Origin of the sequence: Nostoc sp. MG11 (assembly GCF_014904695.1) — a bacterium.
Taxonomy (GTDB): domain Bacteria; phylum Cyanobacteriota; class Cyanobacteriia; order Cyanobacteriales; family Nostocaceae; genus Komarekiella.
This window is the reverse complement of record NZ_JACXXN010000011.1, coordinates 94,795-120,205: the sequence shown is the minus strand read 5'-3', so window position 1 is coordinate 120,205 and position 25,411 is coordinate 94,795. Positions and strand designations below refer to the sequence as shown.

Genomic DNA, 25,411 nt, shown 5'->3' with positions numbered 1-25,411 from the left:
GTTCTGATGCCTTCGAGAGGCTGCGCCTGTAAAAGCCTTGTGTTTATACACTCAATGTGTTATTTGAAATGAAAGGAGCAGGATATTACAACTGTTGACCGGGGGCTGTGTGGCAATAATTACACCAAAACTTCTGTTTGCCGATGACTGCTTAGAAGACCGGGAAACTTACCGACGCTATCTGTCGGGGGATAAGCAACGCACCTACAATATTTTAGAGGCAGAGACCGGAGAAGAGACACTGTTATTTTGTAGCCAACAAATTCCTGACGTGATTTTGCTTGATTATCTGCTACCAGATATGGATGGGCTAGAAATTTTAAGTCAGTTGAAGACTCAGTTTGGTCAAACAAACCTTCCAGTCATAATGCTAACTGGTCAGGGAAATGAACAGATAGCAGTACAAGCGATGAAAAGTGGTGCTGCCGACTATTTAGTTAAAAGAGATACTACGTCACAAAGCCTTCGTCTTGCTATCCAAAATATACTGGAAAGTGTGAGCAAGCCGCTAAAAGATGAGGTACGTCCACATTCACGGGAGTTCTTTAGCGTGGCGAAGAACACCCCTAAATCTATTTTCTCTATTGATACTGACTTAGCTAAGAAAAAACAACTCTTATCTCAGTTATATCGGACACAACGGCTAGAGAGCCTTGGTATCATAGCAAGTGGTATTGCACATGATTTGAATAACATACTAACGCCTATTTTAATAATTGCTCAACTACTGCCACTTAAACTGCCCAATCATGATGAACAGAATCAACAACTACTGAAAATACTAGAGGACAACTCTAAACGCGGTGTCGAACTGGTCAAGCAAATTCTGTCTTATGCACGGGGAGCGGAAGGGAAGCAAGTTCCTTTACAAATAAGACATTTGCTCAAGGAAATTGAGCAGATTACTAAAAATACATTCCCAAAATCAATTGAAATTCATACTAATATACCAACACAGGATCTCTGGATGGTTTCGGCAGACTCCACACAATTACATCAGGTATTAATGAATCTGTGTGTAAATGCTCGTGATGCCATGCCACAGGGGGGCACACTAACTATTTCTGCTGAAAATCTATTTTGTGATCAAAACTGTGCAGGGCTGAATGAAGTGGGTGATTACGTGCTTGTAACTGTTTCGGACACAGGATGCGGTATACCACAAGAGTTATTAGAGCAAATTCTTCAACCGTTTTTTACAACCAAAGAAACGAGCCAAGGCACTGGATTGGGACTTTCCATTGTTGTTAATATCATCAAAAGCCACGGTGGTTTTGTCAAGGTGTATAGCGAGGTAGGCAAAGGTAGCCAGTTTCAGGTGTACTTGCCAGCTAATAACGCAGAGCCAAATGCTGTAAACTTCTGACTCTTTTATCAACGAAGGGGGAAGGGAAAAGGGGAAAGGGAAAGGGTAAAGGTAAAAACAGAGAACGAAGTGAAGGGGTTAAATTTGCCATGTATTCAAAGGTACACATGGGGTTGGAGTTTAATTAATATTTAAATTCCCTCACAAACGCTTTTGAGTATATGCCGTAACCAACGATTTGCCTGATCTTGATCTGCAAGTTTGCTCCACAGCATGGAAATCATCCACGGTTCGGTTTGCACAGGAAGTTCAAAAATTGTTAATGAGCCTTGACACGCAAACGGCTTTGCCAGTCGTGATGGAATGGCAGTAACCAGATCACTGGATGAAATTATTGCTGGCAATATTAACAGATGGGGGGTTGTCAAAACGATTCGACGCTGTAAGTTGTCTTGAGCAAGTACCTTATCGAGTTCACCAACTTCATCTCGCCGCAGGGTAAAGAGAACATGAGGCAGAGCAGCGAAAGTTTCAGCTGTAAAAGCGTCCTGGGTAATGAGGGGATGTTCATGACGACTAATACCTACAAAGTGTTCTGAAAATAATCGAACCTGCATCGTTTGTCTGGGCGGTTCTTGGAAGACACCAAGGGCGACATCAATCTCTCGTTGTTCTAAAAGCTCTCCAATTCGATCTTTATCAAAGCCAATTAATCGAAAGTTAATACCAGGTGCATTCTGACGACAAATTTCTAATAGTTTGGGCATCACAACATAACTGGTGTAATCTGAACTGCCGATCGCAAAAGTATGTTGTGAAGTTGCGGGATCAAAAGTTTGACTCGATTCTAGTATCTGTCGAATTTGCTGTAGAGCGGTTGAGATAGCAGAAGCAATTTCAGTAGCTTTGGCAGTAGGTTGCATTTCCCTACCAATACGAATAAATAACTCATCTTGAAATAGCACTCGCAACCGTCTTAGCGCTGCACTCATGGCAGGTTGCCCTAAATAAAGTCGATTAGCTGCTTTGGTAACGCTCCGTTCTTCAAAGATGGCTTCAAAGGTAACAAGGAGATTTAGGTCAATTGAGGTCAAGTCAATCGATTTCATCAATAGTCATTATTTTTATAATCGATTTGATTAATTTATTTGACTTTGGTACGTTGCAAGTAAAAGCAATATTTAAGTTTTGCAAAATTGGAACAAAGAATTATGACCTCTTTGCTAATTATCGTGGGAATGGGCGAGGGAAATGGATTAGCGATCGCCCGTCGGTTTGCTAAAGAAGGTTTTGCGATCGCAATGATTGCTCGCAACCAAAATAAGTTACAGGAATATCGAGAGCAATTGCAAGGCTCAGGCTATGAAGTATATGACTTTGTGGCTGATGCGGGTGATGAAGCTTCTCTAAAATCTGCATTTGTCTCTATTCAAGAGCAATTAGGAAACCCAGATGTGCTTGTTTACAATGCGGCGGTTCCGAGAATGGAGAATGTTGTTAACACATCTTTTGAGACACTAGTCAATGATTTTAAAGTGAATGTTGCTGGCGCATTGGTAGCAACCCAAGCTGTTATCCCAGCAATGCAAGCACAGGGTCAGGGAACAATTCTGTTGACTGGCGGTGGATTTGCTTTGTATCCAAGTCCTGATTTTGCCTCGCTCTCGATTGGTAAAGCTGGTATTCGCAGTTTGGCTAATACACTGGCAGATGCTTTAAAAAGTCAAAATATTCGGGTGGGAACAATCACAATTTGCGGTACAGTGGACGCGGCAGACCCCAAATACAGTCCCGATCGCATTGCAGATAAATACTGGGAATTTTATACTATTCAAGATTCTGAAACAGAAGTGGTGTATTAATAGGAGTTGCAGCCAAATGGAAATTACAGCCGGATTACCCCCAATTTATGCAGATACGCCAATTGAATTGGCATCTGCCCAAGTTATTGCCTCGTTTCCAGTCAATACCTTTCTAGAAAATTTGGCAATCGCCCCAGATGGAAAAATCTTTGTAACGAATCACGAGATTGGTAAAATTATTTGCATCACTCCAGATAAAAAGCAGCATATTCACGCAAACATTGAGGGCAAAGTCAGCGGTCTGGCCTTTACTACAAACGGTGGTTTGGTAGCGACTGGATGGAATACTGATTCTGTACCTGTGATTTCTCTGGTTGCCTCAGATCGCACAGTAGAGACTTTATTAAAGCTGCCAGATGCCATATTTCTCAATGGCATCACACCTTTATCAGGTACTCGGTATTTGACAGCTGATTCCTATCGGGGTGCAATCTGGCAAATTGATATTGCTCAACGCCATGCATCAATTTGGTTAGAACATTCTTTACTAGCTCGGAGAACTGCTGAGAGCAACATTCCTGGTGCAAATGGCTTGAAGCGTTTTAATGACAATCTCTACGTCTCAAACACTGATAAAATGCTGCTGTTGCGGATTCCCATTACCGCAGCAGGAGAACCGGGTGAACCAGAAATCTTTATTGAGCAGACCAATATTGATGATTTCGCGTTTGATGTAGAGGGAAATCTCTATGGAGCAACTCACATTTATAACAGTGTAGTGCGAATTGCTCCAAATGGAAATACAACCATCATTGCTCAAGCCGAGCAAGATGTAATTGGTAGTACAGCGGTTGCTTTTGGTCAACAAGAATCAGACCGTACAGCCATTTATGTTGTAACAAATGGTGGGATGTTCTTACCGCCTCCCACAGGAGTTGTGCCAGCAACCGTTGTCCGACTTGAGGTTGGAAAAGCTGGATATCACCTTTAGCTTGCTGGGAGGCACTGTCTGAATTGTATGGGAGACTAACAATGTCCTTGGCTATTCAATCGTTGAATGAAGCAAATGCGCGGGAGATGGCCGGGTGGCACTATGATGCACCCTATGATTTTTACAATTTGAATCCCAACGAAATTGAACAAAACGTACACTACTTTCTCGATCCTCAAAACAACTTCTACGGTATTTTTGAAAAGCAAGAAGAGTTGATTGGCTATTGTAGTTTTGGAGAAGATGGGCAAGTGCCTGGAGGTGATTACAGCACGCCAGGGTTAGATATTGGCATGGGTATTCGCCCAGATTTAACAGGACAGAGGCGAGGAAGTTGCTATGTGGAAGCGGTTCTAGATTTTGCTCGACAGACGTTTGCGCCTCCTTTTGTTCGGGTGACGGTTGCGGCGTTCAATCAGCGTGCGCTCCGAGTATGGTACAAGGCAGGGTTTCGCGCTGTTAAGACTTTTGAGCATCAAACCCAGGGCGTGTCTTTTGTAATCTTGGTACAAGAAACTAGACTTGCATCAAAAGATTGTGAGAAAAGCTTGCTAGTGACATAACTAATGAACATGGAACAAGATGAGCAATACGTAACGGTAGTCATTTCGCAACTTGTCAAACCTGGCTGTGAAAATGCTTACGAAGCTTGGGTAAAAGATATTGTTAGTGTGGCGAGAACTTATACTGGTCACTTGGGTACAAATGTGATTCGCCCTCAACCTGGCGTGCGACCCGAATATGTGATTATTTTCCGGTTTGACAACTATGAAAATTTAAAACGATGGATGGAGTCACGCGATCGCGAATACTGGTTAAATCAAGGTAAATCTTTGGTTCAATCTGACCCTTATGTTCAGCAACTTAGCGGTTTAGAAGCTTGGTTTTCTATTCCCGGTCAACCGTTGAAGACTCCACCACGCTACAAAACAGCATTGCTTACCTGGGCAGTTGTGTACGTGTTAATTAATCTTCTAAATACTTTCCTTACACCCTTGTTCCGTGGCTTATCTCCTTTGATTATCTCGCTAATCGTTTCTGGCATCATGGTTGTACTTTTAACCTACATTGTTATGCCAAGGGTCAGCCGTTTGTTTAACAGATGGTTATATTCTAAATAAAAAACTTCTGATTCCCTTAGTATTCTCTAAAATGCTGTACCCCTGTATTGTAGCCAGATGAGTAGAAAAGCTGGCGATCGCTCTTAGGGCATCGGCATTGCTGGCATATTTAACTTAAATTCATATTTAATAAGTAAAAAGGCATATTGCTTTCTCAAAAATTCATATTTAATAAGTAAAAAGGCATATTGCTTTCTCAAAAAGGCATTTTACTTATTCAAAATGACGTTTGACTTACTCATTTTGGTGTTTTCCGCAAGTAAAATAAGCTTTTACTTATTCAAAATGACGTTTGACTTACTCATTTTGGTGTTTTCCGCAAGTAAAATAAGCTTTTACTTACTCAAAATGACGTTTGACTTACTCATTTTGGTGTTTTCCGCAAGTAAAATAAGCTTTTACTTACTCATTTGAGTTAGAACTTACGCACTGAAGCCTGAAACCTAGATCCCCCCTAGCCCCCCTTTTTAAGGCTACGGTGTACACACATCTCTGTACAAAACCAAAATCGTTGTAGATCCTCCTAAATCCCCCTTAAAAAGGGGGACTTTGAGAGGTTTTTGCCCCCCTTTTGAAGGGGGGTTGGGGGGATCAAAAGCCTGTGGGGCAACTCTAAAAGACTTGTGTGTACACCGTAGCTTTTTAAGGGGGAACTTCTAAAGCCCCCTTTTGAAGGGGGTTGGGGGATCTGAGTGCGTAAGTCCTGTGAGTAATTCACGTATTCATTTTGGTGTAGCCTTAAGCCAAAAGCTGGCGATGTCTGTCTTGAAAAGTTCAGAGACGCTCATTCGCCTTTGGCGTCGCCCCTTGGGCGAAGACTCGCTACCGCTGAAACCGCCGCTCTAACTTTGCGCTTTCGACGCAAGGCGACAGGAACGCACTGGCTCGACTTCTTGCTACGACGGGCTATGCCTACGTGTTGTGTTCACTCACCAAGAATCTTTCAATGCCTTACTGCTATTACCGCTTTTTTGGTTATCCCTTTAACCCTTCCCCTTTACCCTTTACCCTTTACCCTTCCCCCCGACAATTTGCGATTTTTACAACAAGTCTCATGAAGTACGCCAAAAAAAAACTTAACATCCAGTTTGCTTCATTCATCCGTTAGGCAGAACGGTAAATTGAGAATGTCGCCCCATTAGTCAGAGGACACAAAATTTTTAGCTCTCTAAGATCAGATTAGAACATCAAACCATTGATTGAAAATGGGTGGTTTATTTCTGCCCTACGTACTAGAGTATCAATTCAGTAATCACAAAAGCCCGATTTCTTTTCGGTAAAACGACCAATTTTCCTTGACTGTAGAGACGTTGCAATGCAACGTCTCTACGAAATAATCAGTTTTTTTCACCCCTATCTTGAATACTGAATCGGTGTTCTAGTAACCATAACAGAGGCGGGAAGCCAAGGGCGAATGCGTGTAAGTACGTAATTTATCTAAGATATATGTCAGGAGCATCACGCCATGTTATTCAAAGACCGGAGGTTAGCAGGTCAAGTTTTAGCTGGAGAGTTAACGGCTTATATTAATCGCTCAGATGTATTGGTATTAGCGCTGCCGAGAGGCGGCGTACCCGTTGCTTTTGAGGTTGCCAAAGCGCTAAATGCTCCATTAGATGTTTTGGTAGTACGTAAATTGGGTGTGCCTGATCATGAAGAGTTGGCAATGGGAGCGATCGCTTCTGGTGGTGTGCGGATACTGAATGAGCATATTGTCAAAGAAGTCAAGATATCCGATGAAACAATTGCCAGGATTGCGGTGCAAGAACAACGCGAACTAGAACGACGGGAACGCCTATATCGAGGCGATAAACCTGATGCAGATTTATCAGGACGCATTGTGATTTTAGTCGATGACGGCTTAGCGACAGGTGCAACTATGTGGGCTGCTATTGTGGCTGTACGGAAACAGCAACCCGCTAAGATTATAGTTGCTGTGCCGGTTGCTGCACTCGAAACCTGCGAAGCGTTGGAAGCTGAAGTAGATGAAATGGTATATGTTGCGACACCAAGTCCTTTCTACAGCGTTAGTCTCTGGTACGAAAACTTTCCCCAAACTACAGATGAAGAAGTTCGTGATTTACTTACAAAAGCTGGGAACAACTATCAATTATTATCTCTAGGTAAGTAAATAAACTTTAGCGCTTGGGAACGTCCTTCTTTGCGCCTTCGCATTTACCCATGATAAAAAAATGTCGTTCATTTACCTGAAAATAGTTGTAAAACACCATTGAACTGGAGGAAGTAAGCGTGTGAATTTGCAAGTTAATGAGTTAAAACAAACCGCATCTCAACTGCTGGCTGCTATGCTATCCAACCCTCACATTTACCCGCAAGTCAGTGATGAGGGAGGCTATGGACAGACAGAACAGCAACTAATTCTTGTGGCTGTTGAAATGGCTGAAAGCTTAATCGAGCATATCGAAAATGCTCATCCCCTGACTGAGCGGGAAGCAAGTCAAAAAAACTAAAAGCGCTAATTACTTAGCGCTACTCGATGACTATTGTTACGACTTTTCCCCAAGTATCAGTGTAGACTCAGCCGATCGCCCAAATTCTTCTGGTGCATATTGCAGATGAACTTCAGCACCAGGCCAGAGATATGTACCGGGCGTAACAGAACGTACTAAGTAGTGCAGACTATAAACACCTGGTTCCAGGTGGTCAGCGTAAGCGATAATGCGATCGCGATGAATAGTTTTAAACCCAAGTTCCCAGCTATCTGCTTTTGCTTGTAATGCGGCTGTAGCAGTTTGAAAGCTTGCATCCACCGCCTCAAATCCTGCTGGTAGCGGATCTTTAATTACTATATGTTCCACAGGATGATCTGCAATAATTTCCAATCCAATATCAAACACCTGTCCACTTTCTAAAGTTAATGGTTTATCAAAAGCATAAAGACCTAACTTTTGCAAGACTTTTTCCTGGTTCACACTGCGAACTTCTCGTGATACTCGTAAACCATTAAATCTGCCTGGTTGATTTCCCTGCAAGCGATAATTATAGGCAACTAAATAATGCAAAGTGCCTTTACCTACTTTTTTTAGTAGTAAATCATGACGGCCACGGGGTAAATTATTCATTGGCGTATTTATCTGTAAGCTAGGATTTTTGTAGCCGTAAAAGCGATTTTCTCCTAACTTCTTACCAGCTAATTCTACTGTAGTGATAAAACTAGGTGGTGTAGGTTGTAGTTGGCTATATTCAACCAAAGCTGTTAAAGCTTGAGCATTATTATAGTTAGTCTGCCATGTGCCATCCCGTCGCAATGCCAGAAGACTTTGGAATAACTTATCTATAATTTCTGGTTTACTTTGCTTGGCTATAAACAAGCGTAAAGCTTGCGCTTGTGTTGTAGTAGATGAACTCATCCATCCCCAACTACGGGGTAAACTTACAACTGCTGTGCGACCAGTTTCATATATATTTTGTTGTAACTTGGTCAACATTTGTTGTGATTCATCTTGCCATTCTGAGAATTGAGATAAGTACCGCGCTAGTTTAATTTGAGTAACTAAATCAAAGTTATTACGCTGTTGGTAAATATCTGCTAAGAAACTATTGCGTTTGTCTCCCAATTCTGCTAGGGCTATTAATGCATTAAGTTGCAATTGACTTTTGCATAGTTGCTGTTTGCAAAACTCAAATTGTCCGGGGTTAGCTAGAACTTTTTGCAAATAACCTTTCAGGCGCGAAAGCATTTCAGAATCTACCAAACCAGGGAATCCCTGACTTGTTTTAACCAAAGACTCTGCTGTATAAGAAGAAACCCAAGGGTCGGACTTTTCTTGTCCTGGGAAAGCAGCAAAACCGCCATCTGATATTTGAAGTTTTTGGAGTTTTTCTAGTGCTAGATTTGCCTGGTTGCTAGGATTAAATTCTGCAAATGTTTGACCATATTTTTGTCCAAGAGTTTGTAGATTAGCTGCAATTATCAGTTGACTTGCTGCTGGTTCTGTGAATGGTAAATCATCATCTGCCAAAACTTGCTTTGCTGCTGCTTTAATCTCTGGTATTAAGGTACTCGCTAATTGAATATCTAAACCTCCGGCTTCCGGGAAGATATTTTTATCGACATTCAGCGGAATCTTTACTTGTTTTTCAGTGACACCAGTTTCAACGACTTGTTCTGTAATTTCCAGCGGCTTAATTTCTAAAGGTACTTCAAAAGCATCTGCTGTACCATTTAGCTGGGTGGTAAAGCGAACTTTACCAACTCCCACATTACCCGCTACTATCGGAAAGCGATAAGCATGAGTTGCTGATTCAGCTTTAGTTTGCAGGGAGGTGACTGTAGGGTTATTCTCAGCAAACTTTACCGTACCGCCAAGTTCGCCATTTATGGCAAGATTTCCTGTATTTCCAGTGTTGTTAGTTACTGATAAACCACCAAGGAGGCGATCGCCTGGACGGGCAAACTGTGGCAAAATAGCATTAGTTAGCAGTGGCTTAGTTGTAATAAACGTCGCATCGCCATTGCCGAAACGCAGATTTCCATCGGTAGCGACAGCCATCACTCGCCATGTAGTTAAGTCATCCGGCAATTTAAAGGTAATCTGGGCTTTACCATTAGCATCAGCAATCACAGAACCGTTGTAGTAAGCTAAGGCTTGAAAATCTGTGCGAACGCGCGTACTTGCTGCACCAGTTGATGACCCACCACCATAACCCCAACCTTTTGGTTTCGCTACATCTTGGGGTTGTAAAATTACATCTGGTCGATTATCGCTAAAGCGAGTAGATATTGGCTGTTCTGCATAAACCGTATCTACTAAATTTGGCGGACGATAACCAGAAAGTTGTAGCACCGCTTCATTCACCACCATGACTGTAAACTGTCCTTGGGTGGGTTTGCCTAGATTATCCTGAAGTTCTAGTTGTACCGTTTCCTCTGCACCAGGTTCTAACGATGTTTGCACTGGCTTAACTTGCAGTTTTAAATACTTATCTTCCAAGTTGACTTTAAAAGGTGCAAAGCCAATGCGTACCAAGTTATCTAAACTTCCAGCCTCTACCTGGCTAATTGGTGTACCTTGTCTTACCAACACAGCTTCAACAGCTGCATTTGGCAGCATTTCTGGCGTCACTTCAAACTGAATTTGTGGCGCTCCTCCCTTAACTTTGGTAATCTGTTGATAAAGAGGTTTGTCTTTAACAATAGCAAAGTACAATTCGGCATCTGGATAGGGAGATTGAATTAGTGCAGTAGCAGTTTCACCTGGTTTAAATTCTGTTTTATCAAGTTTAACTTCTAGGATATTTCGCTCTCTTGAACCCCAAAATACGGGATTTTGTCCAGTTGCCCAAATTTGTAAATCTGTAGCACTAAATTCATCTTTAGCATTGCTAAAATTAGCTCTAATGCGGTACGAACCTGATTCAGTTGGTGTCAGTGTTACTGATTGTGGATTGTTGGCAGATATTACTTCTGTTTGTCCTACCGTCTTATATTCAACTTGATTTTTTGGTGTGCGGCTACCTTCAACTAATTGCGTGACACTGCTATATTTCATCTGTTGTAATTCCAAGCGCACCCGTTGACCTGTTATTGGTTTTCCTGTAGGGTCAGTAACAATAACTTCAATGGGAAAAGCTTTACCAGCATCAGCAACAAAATTACTTTTTATCCCAATAAGGCGATTACTTGGTAAAGCTGTAAAAGTTTGAGAATTTGCCACAGATAGATTAGAAATATCTGCAACTTCCACATCTACCCGATAAGTCATCGGATAAGGCAAATCTTTAGCTACAGTTACCGTTTGACTAATATTACCCTTAGCATCCAACTGAGAATCAGTTTCCAACACATCACTAGGGATAGAAGGACTTTCCTCTGGCCATAACCATTGTCTGCCAAAAGCAAATCCCTCCCATCCTTTGGGGATAAAATCAGTTTGCTGGCGAGTAACAAAATACTTAGCTTTACCTCCTTCTACAGGCGCACCAAATAGATAATTACTTGTAGCTTTAGCCTCTACTTTCTCGTCAATTAAGGCAAATTCTTTATCCAAATTAAGTTCGACTTTAAAATTTGGTGGTTTAAACTCAGCTACGCGAAATTCTCCAGTAATTTCTTGTCCATTTTTACCTTTAGCCTGAATTGTATAGTAGCCTAAAGGCTGAGTTTTGTTGATTGGCAATTCTAACGAAAACGTCCCGAACTCATTTGTAGTTTGCGTACCCAAATCAGTTTTTTTGCCATCGGGATTTACTAGAGTTAATTGGTAAACAGCTTTTTTATCTTGTTGGATTATGCCATTGTGCAAATAGTCAGCAAAACCAGTCAACCAAGCTTTTTCTCCTGGTTGATATAACTGTCTATCTGAGAAGATTACTCCACGCGATTCTGGTTTACCACCTTGCCAACCTGCATCAATACTATAGCCATAAGCACCGCTATATTCTTCAGTTCTAGTAAATGCCCAATCTTGATTTTCACGGGCAATTACTAATAATTGAGGTAATTTAACAGGGCTTTGATTTGCTGGATAACATTGCTGTAAATCTTGACGATTTATTCTAAAAGTTCCATTTTCATCAGTTTTACCTGTTGCACAAGGTACTGGTTCAGGGCGAGATTTTGCCTGTAATTTTGATTGATAAATATCGATAGCAGCAGCTTTAACTGGTGAGCCATCACTAAGATGATTAACGCGAATTAATCCTGACCCTGGAAACCATTGACTAAATATACCCAAATTTGTCAATTCGACCAAGCCATAAGTTACAGGTTCACGCCACAGTTCTTTACCATTCTCTTGATATTTATTAGTGCGTGCTTGCACTCCATAAGCTAACATTCCCGTAGCAGCACCTATTTTTTCTCGAAGAGGAACTGTAACGTCAACTGACTGATTTTTCTTAACTGCTAATTTAAAACTTTGCCATTCCGAAGGTTTTGATAAGAAATCATTACCGTAATTGAAATAAACCAAATCTGATGGTTTAATTACTTTATAAGCAGCTTTGTAATTTGATTCTGGCAAATTTACTGTATTAATATTCAACTGCAAATCTTTACCTGCGGGAAAAATATTTAAATCTGATGGTGTCCAGATATCCCCAGCTAAATCTCCAGTATCATACTTCACTGTAAGAGGCTTACCTAAAGTCTGACCAAACTTATCTTTGAGATTTGCACCGATAGTAATTGTATAAGTAGTGGCTGGAGCTAAAGCATAAGGATTAATACCGACAATTCTATCTTCATCATTTACTTCTACAATTCGCGGAATGGCTTTTGGCGTCGGCTCAATTTTAATATTTTCTCTAGCGGCATCTGCTATCAAAACGTTATTAAATTCTAGCTGGGGGCTGCCTTTAATAAATCTTCCATAGGTTCCCGCAGCATCAGGTTGTCCATAAAACTTAATTCCCTGAAATGCCAAAGGAAAATAAGTAGTTAACTTACTGGCAAATTGTTTATCTGTAGGTATATTGCCATAAGCCGGAAGTGTCCCCGGAGAAAATTCTAAGCGATAACGGGTTGCTTTTTCAAGATTTGGCTGAGGAATAAGATTATAAATCCAATTGCGTGTCGAGGGGTCAAATTTTTCTAAAGGGTCTTTATTTTCTAATGTCTCTTCTTTAGCTAATTCAACTTGGAAACGTATACTATTATTATTACCTTCTGGAGTGAGCCGTAAATGTTCTTGTACGGAAGCTAAATCTAGCTCCACATTAGAGTTAAATTGCAATTTCTGCTGTAAATCAATTGGTTCAGCATCAGCCTTTTCAATAGGGTTAACACCAGGCAAATTAGTCAATTTGATAGGTTCGGTATTGAAAGTCCAAGCTAAATCTTTGTCTAATCGATGATTTGTTAAATCTGCCAAACCTGCTTTCAGTGTGACTTGAAATCGTGTGGCTTTTGGTAATGCTTTATCAGCTTGAAATCCCACCATGCGCGGCGTCAAAAACCGAAATTGACCGGGTAAAGGCGGCCAAAGCTCAAACTTTTGTAATAGCTTTTGTTGTTCTGGACTGTCAAGACTCTCAACTGGTATTAAAGCCTCTTTAAACCGGATGCGAATTTGATTAAGAGGTTTAGTATCTCCAATAGGACTAATTTGTTCAATCCAGACTGGTAACTTTGGTGGTGTGAGTGGCGAAACCGCTGGTAGTTTTTCTCTACCTGGGGAAATACCAAATAAATTACATCCTGATATCCCTAGTAAAAGTGTAATGATAATTATAAACTGAATTAAAATTCTGATAATCATATTTAAGTAATTTAAATTAAAAATAGATAGCAAGCAAAAATTGGCATTTACCCATTATTTGGGCAATGCTTAGCTTACTGAAGGACGCAAAATAAGTAGTTATTTCTGTCTAAAGTTTGAATATCTACATAGATAACCAATTCTTTCTAATAGTTCCTAAAAATTACTACAATTCTTAACAATTGGATTTAGTAAAATTATGTAAATGTTAATTTAACTTGGTGTCTTTGTGTCTTGGTGGTTAGTCAAATTTTTATTTAAACCACAAAGGCGAGGGCAGCCGTGTGGGCGGGTTTCCCGACTTGAACGGACTGCCCGTACTAAGACACAAAGTTATTGCAGAGAGATTGTTAAATATTGAATATATTTGCTGATATATCTTTAATCACAACGTCAAAATTAAGGTAAGTTTTCCTGGGCAAGGGATTCCTTGATGAAAATTAAGCATAAATTTTGGCGTCTGCTGCATCGCAAAACAAGTAAAATTATCTTGGCTATACTACTAATTTGCTTAGTGGTGCGCCTACTGCCTTATTTTGCGCCCATTCGTGCCACAGATATTGTACAAAATCAATTGGCAATGCAGTTTAGCGATCGCAATGGGCTACCATTAGGAACATTGCTCACTCGTGACCAAGAGCATACAGCAGTAATACCCCTCAAGCAGGTTTCCCCCCAGTTTATCAATGCCATTTTAGCCGCCGAAGATGGTAGCTTTTATCAGCACGGGGCGTTGGATATGAAAGCAATTATCCGCGCCATTAAAGAAGCCATTCACGCTAAAAGAATAGTTTCCGGTGCTTCCACAATTACTATGCAGTTAGCGCGGATGTTAGATCCCGTCCCCCGGACTCTATCAGGTAAAATGAGTGAGATTTGGTTATCTTGGCGCTTAGTAGCAGGGATGAATAAAGATGAAATTCTTGCTGCATACATCAATCGGCTGCCAATGGGAGGGAATATATATGGTGTGGAAGCAGCAGCCCGTATTTATTTCTCTATCCCAGCCAGTGAATTAAACCTCGCCCAATCTACTCTTCTCGCCGCTATTCCCAATAATCCCACCTACTTTAATCCTTACGAACATTGGGAACGGTTGAAGCAACGCCAGAAATATGTCCTCAATCGTATGGTACAGGATGGATATATCACTCGCCTAATGGCACGAACATCCGCCGAAAAGGTTGTGTTTCAGTCTCGTCAGCAAGGGATTATTGCTGCACCACATTTTTTGTTTTGGTTGGCTAGTCAGTTGTCTGAGACGCAAACTCAAAAAATTTCCTCCCCCATCCACACTACTATAAATCGTCCCTTGCAGCAGTTTGTAGAAGCACAAGTGCAGCAAGTAATTTCTTCCCTGGCGGCTAATAACGTCCATGATGCAGCTGCTTTAGTAATTAACAACCACACTGGCGAAGTTTTAGCTTATGTCGGTTCGCCTGATTACTTCAATGAAGCCAAACTGGGACGTAATGATGGAGTGCAAGCTTTGCGTCAACCAGGTTCTACCCTCAAGCCTTTTGTATATGAATTGGCTTTAGAAAAAAATCTGATTCGCCCAAGTACTATTTTGGCAGATGTCCCTGCTCACTACGCCATTCCCGGCGCAAAGCTATATAGCCCCACAGATTACACCGAAAGTTTTCTTGGCCCTGTGCGGGTACGAGTTGCTTTAGCGAATTCTCTAAATGTCCCAGCAGTCAGAGTTTTAGAAAAAGTAGGTGTGCAGACTTTCCTAGAACGTCTGCATCAACTGGGGTTTGAACACCTCAATCAAACCGCAGAACATTACGGTTTGGGGCTGACTCTTGGTAGTGGCGAAGTCAGTTTATGGGAGTTAGCTAGGGCTTACGTTACTATGTCACGACTTGGAAAAGCCACCCCATTAGTAACAACATTCTCTGATTCCCCCTTACCCCTTACCGATTCCCCATTGCCCAACCGTACAACATGGCAATTAATTATTGATATGTTAAGCGATCGCCATGCTCGTGCAACAGCTTTTGGTGTAGACTCTGTATTAAACTTACCCTTCCCTGCTGCTGTTAAAACTGGCACTTCCTCCAACTTTCGTGATACTTGGACGGTTGGCTTCACTACTGATTACACCGTTGCTACCTGGGTAGGCAATTTCAACGGCGAACCGATGAGAAAAGTTTCAGGTGTTACAGGTGCAGCACCTCTGTGGAATCGAATTATGTTACATCTGCACGAACATCAAGAACCAGCAGATTTTCAACCTCCAAAAAGCCTAGTAAAACTACCTATTTGTGCAACTTCCGGGTTACGACCAATACCAGAATGCACCTCAGTAGTACAAGAATATTTCTACCCAGAAGACAAACAAGCCTACGAAACTCAAAACAACTTCAATTTGCCGCCAGAGTATGATGAATGGTTAGCAAAACAGCAACAATCTAGTTTTACTTCTAGCAAACTGAGGATTTTATCTCCGCATAATGGCGATTTATTCTTACTATATCCAGGTAATGAGGCAAAGCAGAAGTTAGAGTTTAAGCTAGCAGGGACAACATCTCAACCTGTAGAGTGGTGGCTGAATGGTGAAAAGTTAGCTACATCAGCTAATTCTTTATTTTGGTATTTGCGCCCTGGTAACTGGACTTTGGAAGCAAAAAGCAGTGAAATCAGCGATAAGGTAAGTTTTCAAGTGGAGTTAGCTAGTATCAAACCCACGCGACGCGGCTTTTCTCTTGTTAATTCTCAAGTAAAGCAGTAGATGCACAGCCGCTTGGAGATAGACATCACCCATAATGAAAATTAAAAAGCAAGAATTATGACACTCACAACCACTGAACATAAATACGTGCAACTCGATGAGCGTGGTATACCCATCATTGCGGGTACAACAATGAAAATTACTGAACTGATTGAGGCTCAAATGGCTTATGGTTGGAGTCCTGAAGAGATTCATTTTCAACATCCTTATCTATCCATGAGCCAGATTCATTCTTCTCTAGCTTACTACTGGGATCATAAAGCAGAGATTGACGCTGATATTGAACAACGCTTCGAGTATGCAGAAGGGATGAGGAAGCAAGCAGGTTCCTCGCCTCTTGCTGCTAGACTAAGGGCACAGGGACTTCTAAAGTGAGTATCGCACTCTACATGGATGAACACGTCCACCGAGCGATTGCAGCTGGATTGCGTATGCTATGTTTCTTATGATCGTCTTTCTGCTGATTGGTTGCAAGATGAGGCTTGTCCTGTTTCACCTGAATTAGTCATTGAAATTATCTCCCCCGGTCAAACTTTCGGAGAAATGACAGAAAAAGCAACTGATTATCTGAAAGCTCAAGTTCAACGAGTTTGGATTATTGATACTAGAGCAAAAACTATGACTATTTTTTATCCCGATATTCTTCCTCAAACCAAACGCGGTACTGATAGCTTAGAAGATTCCTTGTTTGAAGCGCTACAAATTACACCTCAACAAATCTTCCAACAAGCAAGAATTTCCTAACTTGCATACTGCTATCTAAAATCTATTTTATACTTGTGTGTGAATAGTATTGTTACAGGTATTATCAATATATTAAGCTTTGCCACGGTCATAGCGATCGCCTAAAAAATAACTAATATCTATCTTCCGAAATTTGCCCTTTGGAAATTGGTGTTATAAATTATTGATGCTCAAATCTTAATCTTAAATTTATCACCAATGACAAGCACACAAGTCAGTTCAAATACAAAAGAAAACAAATTAGCCAATAAGAAACAGTCTTTTGCTGGTATAGATGTTGGCTCTCCTAAAGTACCACTCCGCAAACGCACCAAGACAAAGCAAGAGCATGAGTTATTGAGCGACTGGGAACATGCAAGTTAATTTGCTACTTCGCTTTCCAATCACACAATTGAGATGGAGATGTCATCCGAGGGCGATTATATTGGTAAAATCCTTCAACATTAAGTGAAGCATTACGGTACAAAATCCACTTAACATCATCCTTATTATCATTAGGGGTAGTAATCAAATGTCCTTGGCTAAGTGTCAAGCGTCCCTCTGAGTCCCACTTAAATATAAATTCCGGTCTGTTTTCCCACTGATTAACAGCCCATGATATCGCTAAAGCTTTACCTGTAACACAATCGCCATCTACTGCCCCTCGAATACAGATAAAATGATCTGAATGAGGATAGCCGTAATATCCATCAACGCGATTTCCCGTCTTATTAAAATTGAAACAAACCCCAGCCCCGTCTCGCCAATCTTTGGGGTCAGGTTGACTACAAAACTGATAATTGCTATTTGCTAAACTTGCAATATTAACTGGTCGATATAGAACCAAACTCTGGTTTCCAGTAGATGGAATTTGTTTACTTTTAACTTGACTGTAAGAAATTAGCGAACCTGCTAGCAAGGTTGCAAAGACCATAGCCAACGGTAAGAGATTGCTTATAATTTGCATAATCTCACATCCAACTCTCTGAGAGGCTGGCGTTTTTGGGAGGTTTGAGGTTGGAATCGGCTAATTGCTAAAGGGCTGGAGCCGCAGATACCGCCAATAGTATTACTAGTACTAAAATTAGCAAGCTGATTTTGGTAATCAGATAGGTGGTAAAATCGTCCAAAGGAAAATTGTTAATCATTTTACACCTCCATTAATAGATTGTGTAAAGTTATTTGAGGCTTTGAGCAACTGTGAAAGCGGGGGCTGATTTTTATTTAGCCTATCGTTTCCTACATCTCTATTTTCCCTCAATAATAACCACACAAGATGTCATGGAAAGTTTAGGTAACATTTTGTAGCCTTCTGACATCATCAGACTTTGTGAACAACAAGCTCCTCGGCTTCTTATAAGACACGAGAGTACGTTAACTAGCCCTTTAAAGGTAGGTAAAAACCTAAAAAATTTACCAAATTTTGGGCTGTTCACCTTTGTGTTTTAGTGGTTCAAAAGTCAATTTTTTAACCACTAAGACACCAAGACACTAAGAAAAATACATTACACCTTGAAAGAACTAGTGCGTTAACGTACCATTTTGACTAATTGGACACGGTGTATTACGCCTTTGGCTAACCTGCCGTGACTATCGGCTATTTTATTTTGAGCAAGTATAACTCAATTAGCAAAATTCCTGATTGCTTACTCAAACCCCAGTTTGCTTACTCAAAATGCCTAAATGCTTGCTCATTTTGGTGTTTTCCGCAAGCAAAATCAGCTTTTACTTTCTCAAACCCCAGTTTGCTTTCTCATTTCGGTATATCGCGCATTCATTTTTGCAAGCCAAGCTGATGATATTCAAGCCGAAGTTGTTTAATATGAGCTTTATCTGACTCAAAGAATAAAATACGGCTAACTTCGTTTAATCCCAACGCCTCAAACTGAGCAAGTTCGGAGTTAGACAAAGCCCAAGGAGGGCCATCGGGTTCTGCTTCAGTGTCCCGAAACCGAGTAATTATCAATAAGGTTCCCCTGACTGCAACCATAGAGGCAACTGATCCAATGACTGTTGAGCGTATACTCAAGGGTAAAGCTTGGATATTTCGAGATTCTACAACTAAGTCAAAAGCTTGATACCATTGCGTTGGAACTGCCAATAAATCTGCAACTACGTAGGTGACAGGAGAATCAGGAAATCGTTGCTGACACCAAGCAACAGCAGTAGGGGAAATATCAAAGGCTGTTACCTGAAATCCCCTCTGTGCTAAAGCTTCCGCATCATCCCCCAAACCACAACCAATTACCAGCGCTGAACGCCCCTCGCCTTGAGGAGCATGAGTCAACCAATCTTGAAGATGGGGATGCGGAGTTAACTTTGCCCAAGGGATTTGAGTCACATCGCCATTCGATTCGGCATATAAAACATCAAACCATGCTGATGGGTTTGATTGTTGTACTGCTTGAGTGGCTAACTGTTTAACTCTGTGCTGTAAGGTTTCTGGTGGTTTTTCACTCATAAGCTGAAATGGGGTCAAGGGTCAAGGGGAGCCAGCGCCGTGGGCGGGTTTCCCGACTTGTTCGCGCAGCGTCTCCTTTAGGAGAGGCGACTAGCGTTCAAGGGTCAAAAGTCAAGGATGATTAATTATTCTCTTCTTCCACTCTCTCACTTCCTAACCTACCGTGGTGTACACAAGTCAGAGACGTTACATGTAAAGTCTCTATAGTTAGATGTAACGTCTCTACTTATGCTATTAGCCTAGAAATAAATTTCTAGGCGGGATATCGGTACGCCATACTTGGGCTGTGACAAAAATCTGGGTAATGGCAAGCCTCTTAGAGAGGCGTAATACTGGGATATCAGCAGGAGTTCGACTTGTGTACACTACCGTAGCTCTCTTAACACAGAGGTTACTATTCCTCTTGCAAATCAATCCAGATACTACCTTCTTCTACACGAACAGGAAACACTGGCAATGCTTTTTCTTGTGAAACCAACGAGAGCACCTTACCTACACCAGGTGGCCAGGGACACCAGTTTTGTACTTCACCAGTACGCAAGTCATAAGCACTGCGATGAAAGGGACAAACGATCGCTCCTGCTTCATTAATTTTCCCCTTTTTCAAAGGCAAATTTAAGTGAGGACAAGAACTATTTACAGCATAAAACTGATTTTCGTGGTTCAAAAGCAGTACATTCTGGTTGCCAACTTTCACCACTTGTCGCGCACCTGGGGAAAGCGCTGCAACTGCAAGAACTTTAGTCCAGCTCATTAGGTTCTCCTTTCCTAATTGATCTGTTTTCAGTTTCCCGCAATTGTTACCATTGCGATCGCTTCTGATCATTGCAATACGAAGAGTAGAGACGCGATTAATGGCGTCTGTACAAGAGTCAAGGGTCAAAAGTTATTTTCTGCTCCCCTGCTCCCACTCCCCCACTCTCCTTTAAACAAGCCTACGTTCCATAATAGATCTGAGAGTCTCGTTTTCAGGACTGCTTCACGATGTATCAAACCGACCCGCCACGTTCTCCAAAAGAAGTATTGCCAACCATGTATGATCTTCCCAGTGAAGATCCAGAGGAACCTGGTTTGCCTGATCAGTTTCATTTATTACAACCTCGTCTTTTAGACGAAAGCTTTTGTCCGCCAAATTATCCTAGCGACGAGATTTTTGTTGCTAGTGATTTGAATCTGTATTACGATTCGCGTAATCCGTTATGGCATAAGCGACCAGATTGGTTTGCTGTCTTGGGTGTTTCCCGTCTTTATGAACAACAAGATTTACGTCTAAGTTACGTGGTTTGGCAAGAGGGAGTTAATCCTTTTATTGTGGTTGAGTTGCTGTCTCCCGGTACTGAAAAAGAAGACTTGGGGCAAACTTTACGCGATATCGAGCAACCACCGCCGAAATGGGAAGTGTATGAGAAAATTCTGCGGATTCCCTACTATGCTATATTTGACCGTTATAAATATGAATTCAGGGTGTTTAAGTTAGATGGCGGACGTTATGCTGAGGTAGCGTTGTCAGAACCACGCTTTTGGATACCAGAACTAGAATTAGGTTTGGGTGTATGGCAGGGACGCTATCAAGATATTGAGCAGCCTTGGTTACGTTGGTATGATAGGATAGGCGACTGGGTATTAACTTCTACAGAACACGAAAGACAACTGGCAGAACAAGAAAGAAGACGCGCAGAACAAGAAAGACAACGCGCAGAACAAGAAAGACAACGCGCAGAACAAGAAAGACAACGCGCAGAACAAGAAAGACAACGGACGGAAAGGTTAATAGCACAATTGCGATCGCTCGGCGTTGAACCAGATTTAGATTAGCTGTTTTACGAGATCAGGTGTAGTTCCAATATGTTGAGCAACTTGGGTATATCTTTCTGGGAAACCTTACGTGTATCCGTCTCTACTGCATCAACCCAAGAAATACTTTTACCCATTGTTGACGCAAAGAATGCCCTAGACCAGCCTTTGGTTTTTCTAGCTTCTCTGATAACATTACCAGTTGGAGGCTGAATATTGTCTGTACTTGGCTGACTTGAATTTATCAAGCGTTCCTGTACTTCTGCTGGTACATGAAAATGCCATCTAGTATTTAGTAATTCATTCCAGTAACCTATTGGTCTTTTAGTGCAACCGCTACTTGTTAACCAAGCTGCTTCTGTTTCCAAATCTACTTGCCATCCTGCTTCTTTGACAACTTTCAAATCAGTTTCAAAGTCATCAGCTATTTGCCGTCTCAGCTGATTGTCTTGCTCCACTGTTGACAATTTGTCTGCGCCATAAGCAATCTCCATCAGAGTTTTGCCCATTACACAATTCTGATATCCTGGCTGAATTTGAAAGGTTAGCCAGACTAGCATTCTAGCTGCACCAGCATTTTGTTTGCCAATACTAAATAGTTTCTGTACAGTTTTCTTTGTGATAATTCCAGTATTAGAGTCATAGTTAGACTTGTTGAGAAAGTATTTTGTCCATGCTCCAGGTTGACCTATTACTTTTAAGCCTACAAGTTTGCTATTGCCAGCTTGATCTGTTTTAAAATCTCTGATTATACTAACGTCCCAAATCTTTAAATCAGCAACAGTAAAATCTCCGACTTTCCCCCGTTTAGGCCATGCAATACAAGCTAATATTTGAGCCGATTGCCGCAACAATTGGTACAAAATATTCAGCTTTTCATGTTTGCATAAATCCCTGCGTTTGACAAGCCCTGTATATTCAAGTAGCTGCTTGTCATCAATTACAAAATTACCTTCCCAAGGTTTCTCTAGGTTAGCTACTAAAGCACAGTAAATCAGGTGAATAGCACATGCTCTTGGGTCAAATTGGTCTATAACAACTAAGGCAGTTTCTTCAGCCAGAGTTTCTGGTTGTGGATTTTCGGGGTTATCCGTTACATAGTAGAAGATTTTTTCTTTTGTGCCTTCAACTTCTTTTTCGTAGCTGAAAGTTCTACTTATTCCAGTTTTCCAGGACAGATTCATTTTTTGAGATAAGACATCAGCAACTCCATGCAAAATTAGAGATAATGCAGCAATATTAGTCTTACCATCAGGGAATAACGAAGCTTTTTTGAATTGTTGGGGTTTTAACGAAGCCTGTTGGTAACTTGATACTGACTTTTGAGCATCTTCTTCTTTCTTAAATTTGACTTTAAAAAGAATTTGCTTTTTAAATTTAGCAGTCTTATTTTCTATAAATCTTTCATCTTTAACAATATAATCACTATGATTTGAATTACCAGAAATGATATTTTCTAATATTTGCTGAAATCGGTAAAAAATTTTACTTTGTAACATTTTTACTAACTAAATTAAAGTTCTACACTATTAAGTTTGGTTAAATTGATCAGTATATCTAATTTGTGTATTTATACTAAATTATTTGGAACATGGCAAAGATTAGTTGTTGATATGTTAAATTTTAACTGCTTTATTTTGAATAAGTAATCTAAATTAGACTTTAACTGATTGTTGTTGTACTTTTACCAACCGTAAGAGGGAGATTAAAAACTCTAAATAGCAAGATATCTGTTTAATCTATTTTTGTCTTTGGACATAGATAATTAAATTAAATAAATTTTATTTTGATTTCCTACTTAAGAGGGGTGATAAAAAAAGAAGACTTATGTATTAAGCCTCTTGTTAAAGATAATAATATTTTTATTTTATGTAAATATTAATAGCTAAACAGATAAGTTTATCATTACTCTCTGCGTGCGTAAACTTTAAAATTTTTATATATAATAGTTGAGATAAGCATTCTATTTTAAAGTAGTAATGCGCTCGCTTGTCAATTGGCTTTTGTATAAGCGATATTGAAGAACTAACTTAACCGAATTAATATATATTTGTTTATGCAAGATTTTAGTCACTTGCTATCGGAGAAAGTTGATGCGATCGCTCAACAGTGGGTTGAAGCAGTCGCTCAAGATCAACAAATAAAAAGTACTAAGAATCTATCGAAAACAGCCATTCGAGATCATGTTCCTCATGTTCTCACTGCTTTGGTGACAGTACTAGCTCATACTCAAGCAAGTGATATTAAAACGATTGTCGAAGCTAGCTTAGAACATGGTTTGCTAAGAGCAGAACAAGGCTTTAACCCTACAGAAGTTGTAAGAGAATATCACTTACTCCGCACCATTATCTTTGCTAATCTGCGTACAGAATTGTTGCAGGGAACGGTAGAGGAAGTACTAAGATCAATGTCGCTGATTGATACAGTTGTGGATGAAGCGATCGCTCAGTGCTTTCAAAGCTATGTAAAAGAGCGATTACAGGAACTTGAGCAACTGCAAAACCAATTAACTTTAACCGTTGAAGAATTGAGGCGGTTAGTTCGTAGCAGCCAAGAAAACTTAAATATACTAGCACATGAACTTAAAACACCGCTTACCTCAATTATTGGCTACTCAGAACTATTCATCCGTCAACAGCGCTCCTCTGAACTCAAAGATAATGTTACCAGCGTCGAGCATATTGAGCGTGTGCTGCGTAGCGGTCGTCAACTCCTCCATATCATTAATGATGCACTAGAGTTATCCCGCTATGAAGCAGGTAGAATGCAGTTACACCTTGCAATAACGAATGTACGCTCTATCATTGACACTATTGTAGAAACTATGCAGCCTTTAGCAGATAAGCAAGGACTCAAGCTACTGCTGGACTGTGAAGATGCACCAATGCAAGTATTAACAGATCCATTAAGACTGCAACAGATTTTGACCAATTTAGTTAATAACGCTATTCGCTACACACAAATAGGCTGCGTGACCATTGAGTGTCATGCATTTACCAGCAATCAATGGGCGATCGCAGTTACAGATACAGGAATTGGCATCGCTCCGGAAGACCAAGAGCGCATTTTTGAACCCTTTGCTCGTGCTGAATGTTCTACCATTAAACCGCATCCTCCTGACAGCACAGGGTTAGGACTAGCGATCGTTGCACGCATGGTAAAGCTATTACAAGGCGAAATCAGTCTTACTTCTCAATTGGGAGTTGGTTCCACATTTACAGTAATTCTACCATTGGAAGTAACAACCGAGGTAGAGGTTATGGCAACAACATTTCAGTAGCCTAGAGGCAGTAAAGTCATTTAAAGATTTCTCAATGGCATATCAGGGCGTAATTTTGGATGTAGATGAAACGCTTGTTCTCAGTAATGATGCTTACTTGAAATTACTAGAACACCAATTCACTATTCAAGATAGGGGCGAGAAAAACCGATTCTTTCGTAGAGACGTTGCATTGCAACGTCTCTACAGTCAACGAGAATTGGTCATTTTACCGAAAAGAAATCGGGTTTTTGCGATTACTGAATCGATGCTCTAACGGTACTGTTGGTCAGCGGGATCACCGTAAGGGTCTTCACTAGCTCGGCGGACATTACCATACTGTCCGTAATCCGCCGGATCACCGTAGGGGTCTTCACTAGCTGGGCGGACATTACCATACTGTCCGGAATTTCTTTGGTTGCCTCCTTGCATCAACTTCTTGACAGCTAGAGCCGCGATACCTGCCATCGCTCCCTTTGCTAATGGATTGCTCATAATGTTACCACCTTGACCACCTGTAAAGCTCCCCGTAACACCACCCAGGATTTGACTGAGTATATCTGGTTGTTGCTGGTGAATCCGACCTGTCGTTTGAGCCAGATAATTTGGGTCTTGAAAGCGATCGTCTATACCATCTTGGTTAAGATCAGGAAAATCCAAGTTTGAAGAACGTGTCTGCTGTTGAAGAGATCGACCAAACTGCATCCGCTCTTGTGGTGACATCCGATTAAAAGCTTCTTGTGCAGATTCCTGATAAAGTTCTGGAGGTAACTGTCTAGATACTTGCTGATAACGGTTTAAAACTTCTTCATCAGAGTATCCTTCATGGGGTAAACCCTGCTCGTAGCGGTTGACAAAATTGCGGTAGTCATTTTCTTGTGCCTGACCACCACCGAAGATTTTTTCTAATAAATTCATTTGTTCCTCCTAAAGTTTTAATTCACTCAACTATTAACGGTTAAGTAATTACTTTTCAGATATTAATCGCTTTCTTT

21 protein-coding genes and 2 pseudogenes are annotated in these 25,411 nt (G+C 40.8%); 15 read left to right on the top strand and 8 right to left on the bottom strand.

Going from position 1 to position 25,411, the window contains the following annotated elements; genetic code table 11:
* Positions 1-109: 109 nt before the first annotated feature.
* Positions 110-1,333: pseudogene (locus tag HCR01_RS40795) on the top strand (ATP-binding protein); the annotation flags it as partial.
* A 164-nt stretch (positions 1,334-1,497) separates the two neighbouring features.
* Here the strand turns inward: HCR01_RS40795 and HCR01_RS17515 are convergent.
* Positions 1,498-2,415 (bottom strand): LysR family transcriptional regulator, encoded by a 918-nt coding sequence (locus HCR01_RS17515; protein ID WP_193197470.1) that lies wholly within the window; start codon positions 2,413-2,415, stop codon positions 1,498-1,500.
* Between the two features lie 102 nt (positions 2,416-2,517).
* On the opposite strand from HCR01_RS17515, the gene HCR01_RS17510 reads away from it, so the two are divergent.
* The 7 genes from HCR01_RS17510 to HCR01_RS17480 all read left to right on the top strand — a co-directional run bounded on the left by HCR01_RS17510 (position 2,518) and on the right by HCR01_RS17480 (position 7,691).
* Positions 2,518-3,168, top strand: a complete 651-nt coding sequence (locus HCR01_RS17510; protein WP_193197413.1) for an SDR family NAD(P)-dependent oxidoreductase — start codon at positions 2,518-2,520, stop codon at positions 3,166-3,168.
* A gap of 16 nt (positions 3,169-3,184) precedes the next feature.
* Entirely contained in the window at positions 3,185-4,099 is a 915-nt protein-coding gene (locus tag HCR01_RS17505) for an SMP-30/gluconolactonase/LRE family protein (protein ID WP_193197412.1), read from the top strand.
* Positions 4,100-4,140: 41 nt separating this feature from the next.
* Positions 4,141-4,662, top strand: a complete 522-nt coding sequence (locus tag HCR01_RS17500) for a GNAT family N-acetyltransferase (RefSeq protein ID WP_193197411.1) — start codon at positions 4,141-4,143, stop codon at positions 4,660-4,662.
* Positions 4,663-4,671: 9 nt separating this feature from the next.
* Complete coding sequence (locus tag HCR01_RS17495) at positions 4,672-5,220, top strand: antibiotic biosynthesis monooxygenase (protein WP_193197469.1); 549 nt, start codon at positions 4,672-4,674, stop codon at positions 5,218-5,220.
* A 705-nt stretch (positions 5,221-5,925) separates the two neighbouring features.
* A complete protein-coding gene (locus HCR01_RS17490; protein WP_193197410.1) occupies positions 5,926-6,066 on the top strand; it encodes a hypothetical protein in 141 nt (46 codons plus the stop codon).
* A 619-nt stretch (positions 6,067-6,685) separates the two neighbouring features.
* On the top strand, positions 6,686-7,351 hold the full coding sequence (locus HCR01_RS17485) for a phosphoribosyltransferase (protein ID WP_193197409.1): 666 nt from the start codon (positions 6,686-6,688) through the stop codon (positions 7,349-7,351).
* A gap of 121 nt (positions 7,352-7,472) precedes the next feature.
* The gene (locus tag HCR01_RS17480; RefSeq protein WP_193197408.1) at positions 7,473-7,691 is read left to right on the top strand and encodes a hypothetical protein; all 219 of its coding nucleotides are present in this window, start codon (positions 7,473-7,475) and stop codon (positions 7,689-7,691) included.
* A gap of 36 nt (positions 7,692-7,727) precedes the next feature.
* On the opposite strand, the gene HCR01_RS17475 is transcribed toward HCR01_RS17480, so the two are convergent.
* Positions 7,728-13,442, bottom strand: coding sequence for an alpha-2-macroglobulin family protein (locus HCR01_RS17475; RefSeq protein ID WP_193197407.1), 5,715 nt, complete (start codon positions 13,440-13,442; stop codon positions 7,728-7,730).
* Positions 13,443-13,875: 433 nt separating this feature from the next.
* Here HCR01_RS17475 and pbpC point away from each other — a divergent pair, with 433 nt between their 5' ends.
* The 4 genes and pseudogenes from pbpC to HCR01_RS17455 all read left to right on the top strand — a co-directional run bounded on the left by pbpC (position 13,876) and on the right by HCR01_RS17455 (position 17,286).
* Complete coding sequence (gene pbpC, locus HCR01_RS17470) at positions 13,876-16,179, top strand: penicillin-binding protein 1C (protein WP_193197406.1); 2,304 nt, start codon at positions 13,876-13,878, stop codon at positions 16,177-16,179.
* Positions 16,180-16,236: 57 nt separating this feature from the next.
* Positions 16,237-16,554, top strand: a complete 318-nt coding sequence (locus tag HCR01_RS17465; RefSeq protein ID WP_193197405.1) for a DUF433 domain-containing protein — start codon at positions 16,237-16,239, stop codon at positions 16,552-16,554.
* 60 nt (positions 16,555-16,614) lie between these two features.
* A pseudogene (locus HCR01_RS17460) lies at positions 16,615-16,923 on the top strand (Uma2 family endonuclease); the annotation flags it as partial.
* 198 nt (positions 16,924-17,121) lie between these two features.
* Positions 17,122-17,286: a hypothetical protein gene (locus tag HCR01_RS17455; protein WP_193197404.1), complete on the top strand. Its 165-nt coding sequence runs from the start codon at positions 17,122-17,124 to the stop codon at positions 17,284-17,286.
* A gap of 4 nt (positions 17,287-17,290) precedes the next feature.
* Here the strand turns inward: HCR01_RS17455 and HCR01_RS17450 are convergent, their stop codons facing one another.
* From HCR01_RS17450 to HCR01_RS17440, 4 genes are all read right to left on the bottom strand, one after another.
* Positions 17,291-17,869, bottom strand: a complete 579-nt coding sequence (locus HCR01_RS17450; RefSeq protein ID WP_193197403.1) for a hypothetical protein — start codon at positions 17,867-17,869, stop codon at positions 17,291-17,293.
* Between the two features lie 807 nt (positions 17,870-18,676).
* Positions 18,677-19,363: a class I SAM-dependent methyltransferase gene (locus HCR01_RS17445; protein WP_193197402.1), complete on the bottom strand. Its 687-nt coding sequence runs from the start codon at positions 19,361-19,363 to the stop codon at positions 18,677-18,679.
* A gap of 234 nt (positions 19,364-19,597) precedes the next feature.
* Complete coding sequence (locus tag HCR01_RS40025) at positions 19,598-19,729, bottom strand: hypothetical protein (protein WP_264299916.1); 132 nt, start codon at positions 19,727-19,729, stop codon at positions 19,598-19,600.
* A gap of 28 nt (positions 19,730-19,757) precedes the next feature.
* Positions 19,758-20,117: a Rieske (2Fe-2S) protein gene (locus HCR01_RS17440; protein WP_193197401.1), complete on the bottom strand. Its 360-nt coding sequence runs from the start codon at positions 20,115-20,117 to the stop codon at positions 19,758-19,760.
* A gap of 230 nt (positions 20,118-20,347) precedes the next feature.
* Here HCR01_RS17440 and HCR01_RS17435 point away from each other — a divergent pair, with 230 nt between their 5' ends.
* Complete coding sequence (locus tag HCR01_RS17435) at positions 20,348-21,178, top strand: Uma2 family endonuclease (RefSeq protein ID WP_193197400.1); 831 nt, start codon at positions 20,348-20,350, stop codon at positions 21,176-21,178.
* A 5-nt stretch (positions 21,179-21,183) separates the two neighbouring features.
* Here the strand turns inward: HCR01_RS17435 and HCR01_RS17430 are convergent, their stop codons facing one another.
* Positions 21,184-22,656, bottom strand: coding sequence for a helix-turn-helix domain-containing protein (locus tag HCR01_RS17430; protein WP_193197399.1), 1,473 nt, complete (start codon positions 22,654-22,656; stop codon positions 21,184-21,186).
* Positions 22,657-23,213: 557 nt separating this feature from the next.
* Between HCR01_RS17430 and HCR01_RS17425 the strand changes: the two genes are divergently transcribed.
* Positions 23,214-24,437 (top strand): sensor histidine kinase, encoded by a 1,224-nt coding sequence (locus tag HCR01_RS17425; RefSeq protein ID WP_193197398.1) that lies wholly within the window; start codon positions 23,214-23,216, stop codon positions 24,435-24,437.
* Positions 24,438-24,471: 34 nt separating this feature from the next.
* Positions 24,472-24,693 (top strand): hypothetical protein, encoded by a 222-nt coding sequence (locus tag HCR01_RS17420; RefSeq protein WP_193197397.1) that lies wholly within the window; start codon positions 24,472-24,474, stop codon positions 24,691-24,693.
* On the opposite strand, the gene HCR01_RS17415 is transcribed toward HCR01_RS17420, so the two are convergent.
* Positions 24,690-25,334, bottom strand: coding sequence for a hypothetical protein (locus HCR01_RS17415; protein ID WP_193197396.1), 645 nt, complete (start codon positions 25,332-25,334; stop codon positions 24,690-24,692). The two genes, HCR01_RS17420 and HCR01_RS17415, sit on opposite strands and share 4 nt — an antisense overlap.
* Between the last annotated feature and the right edge of the window lie 77 nt (positions 25,335-25,411).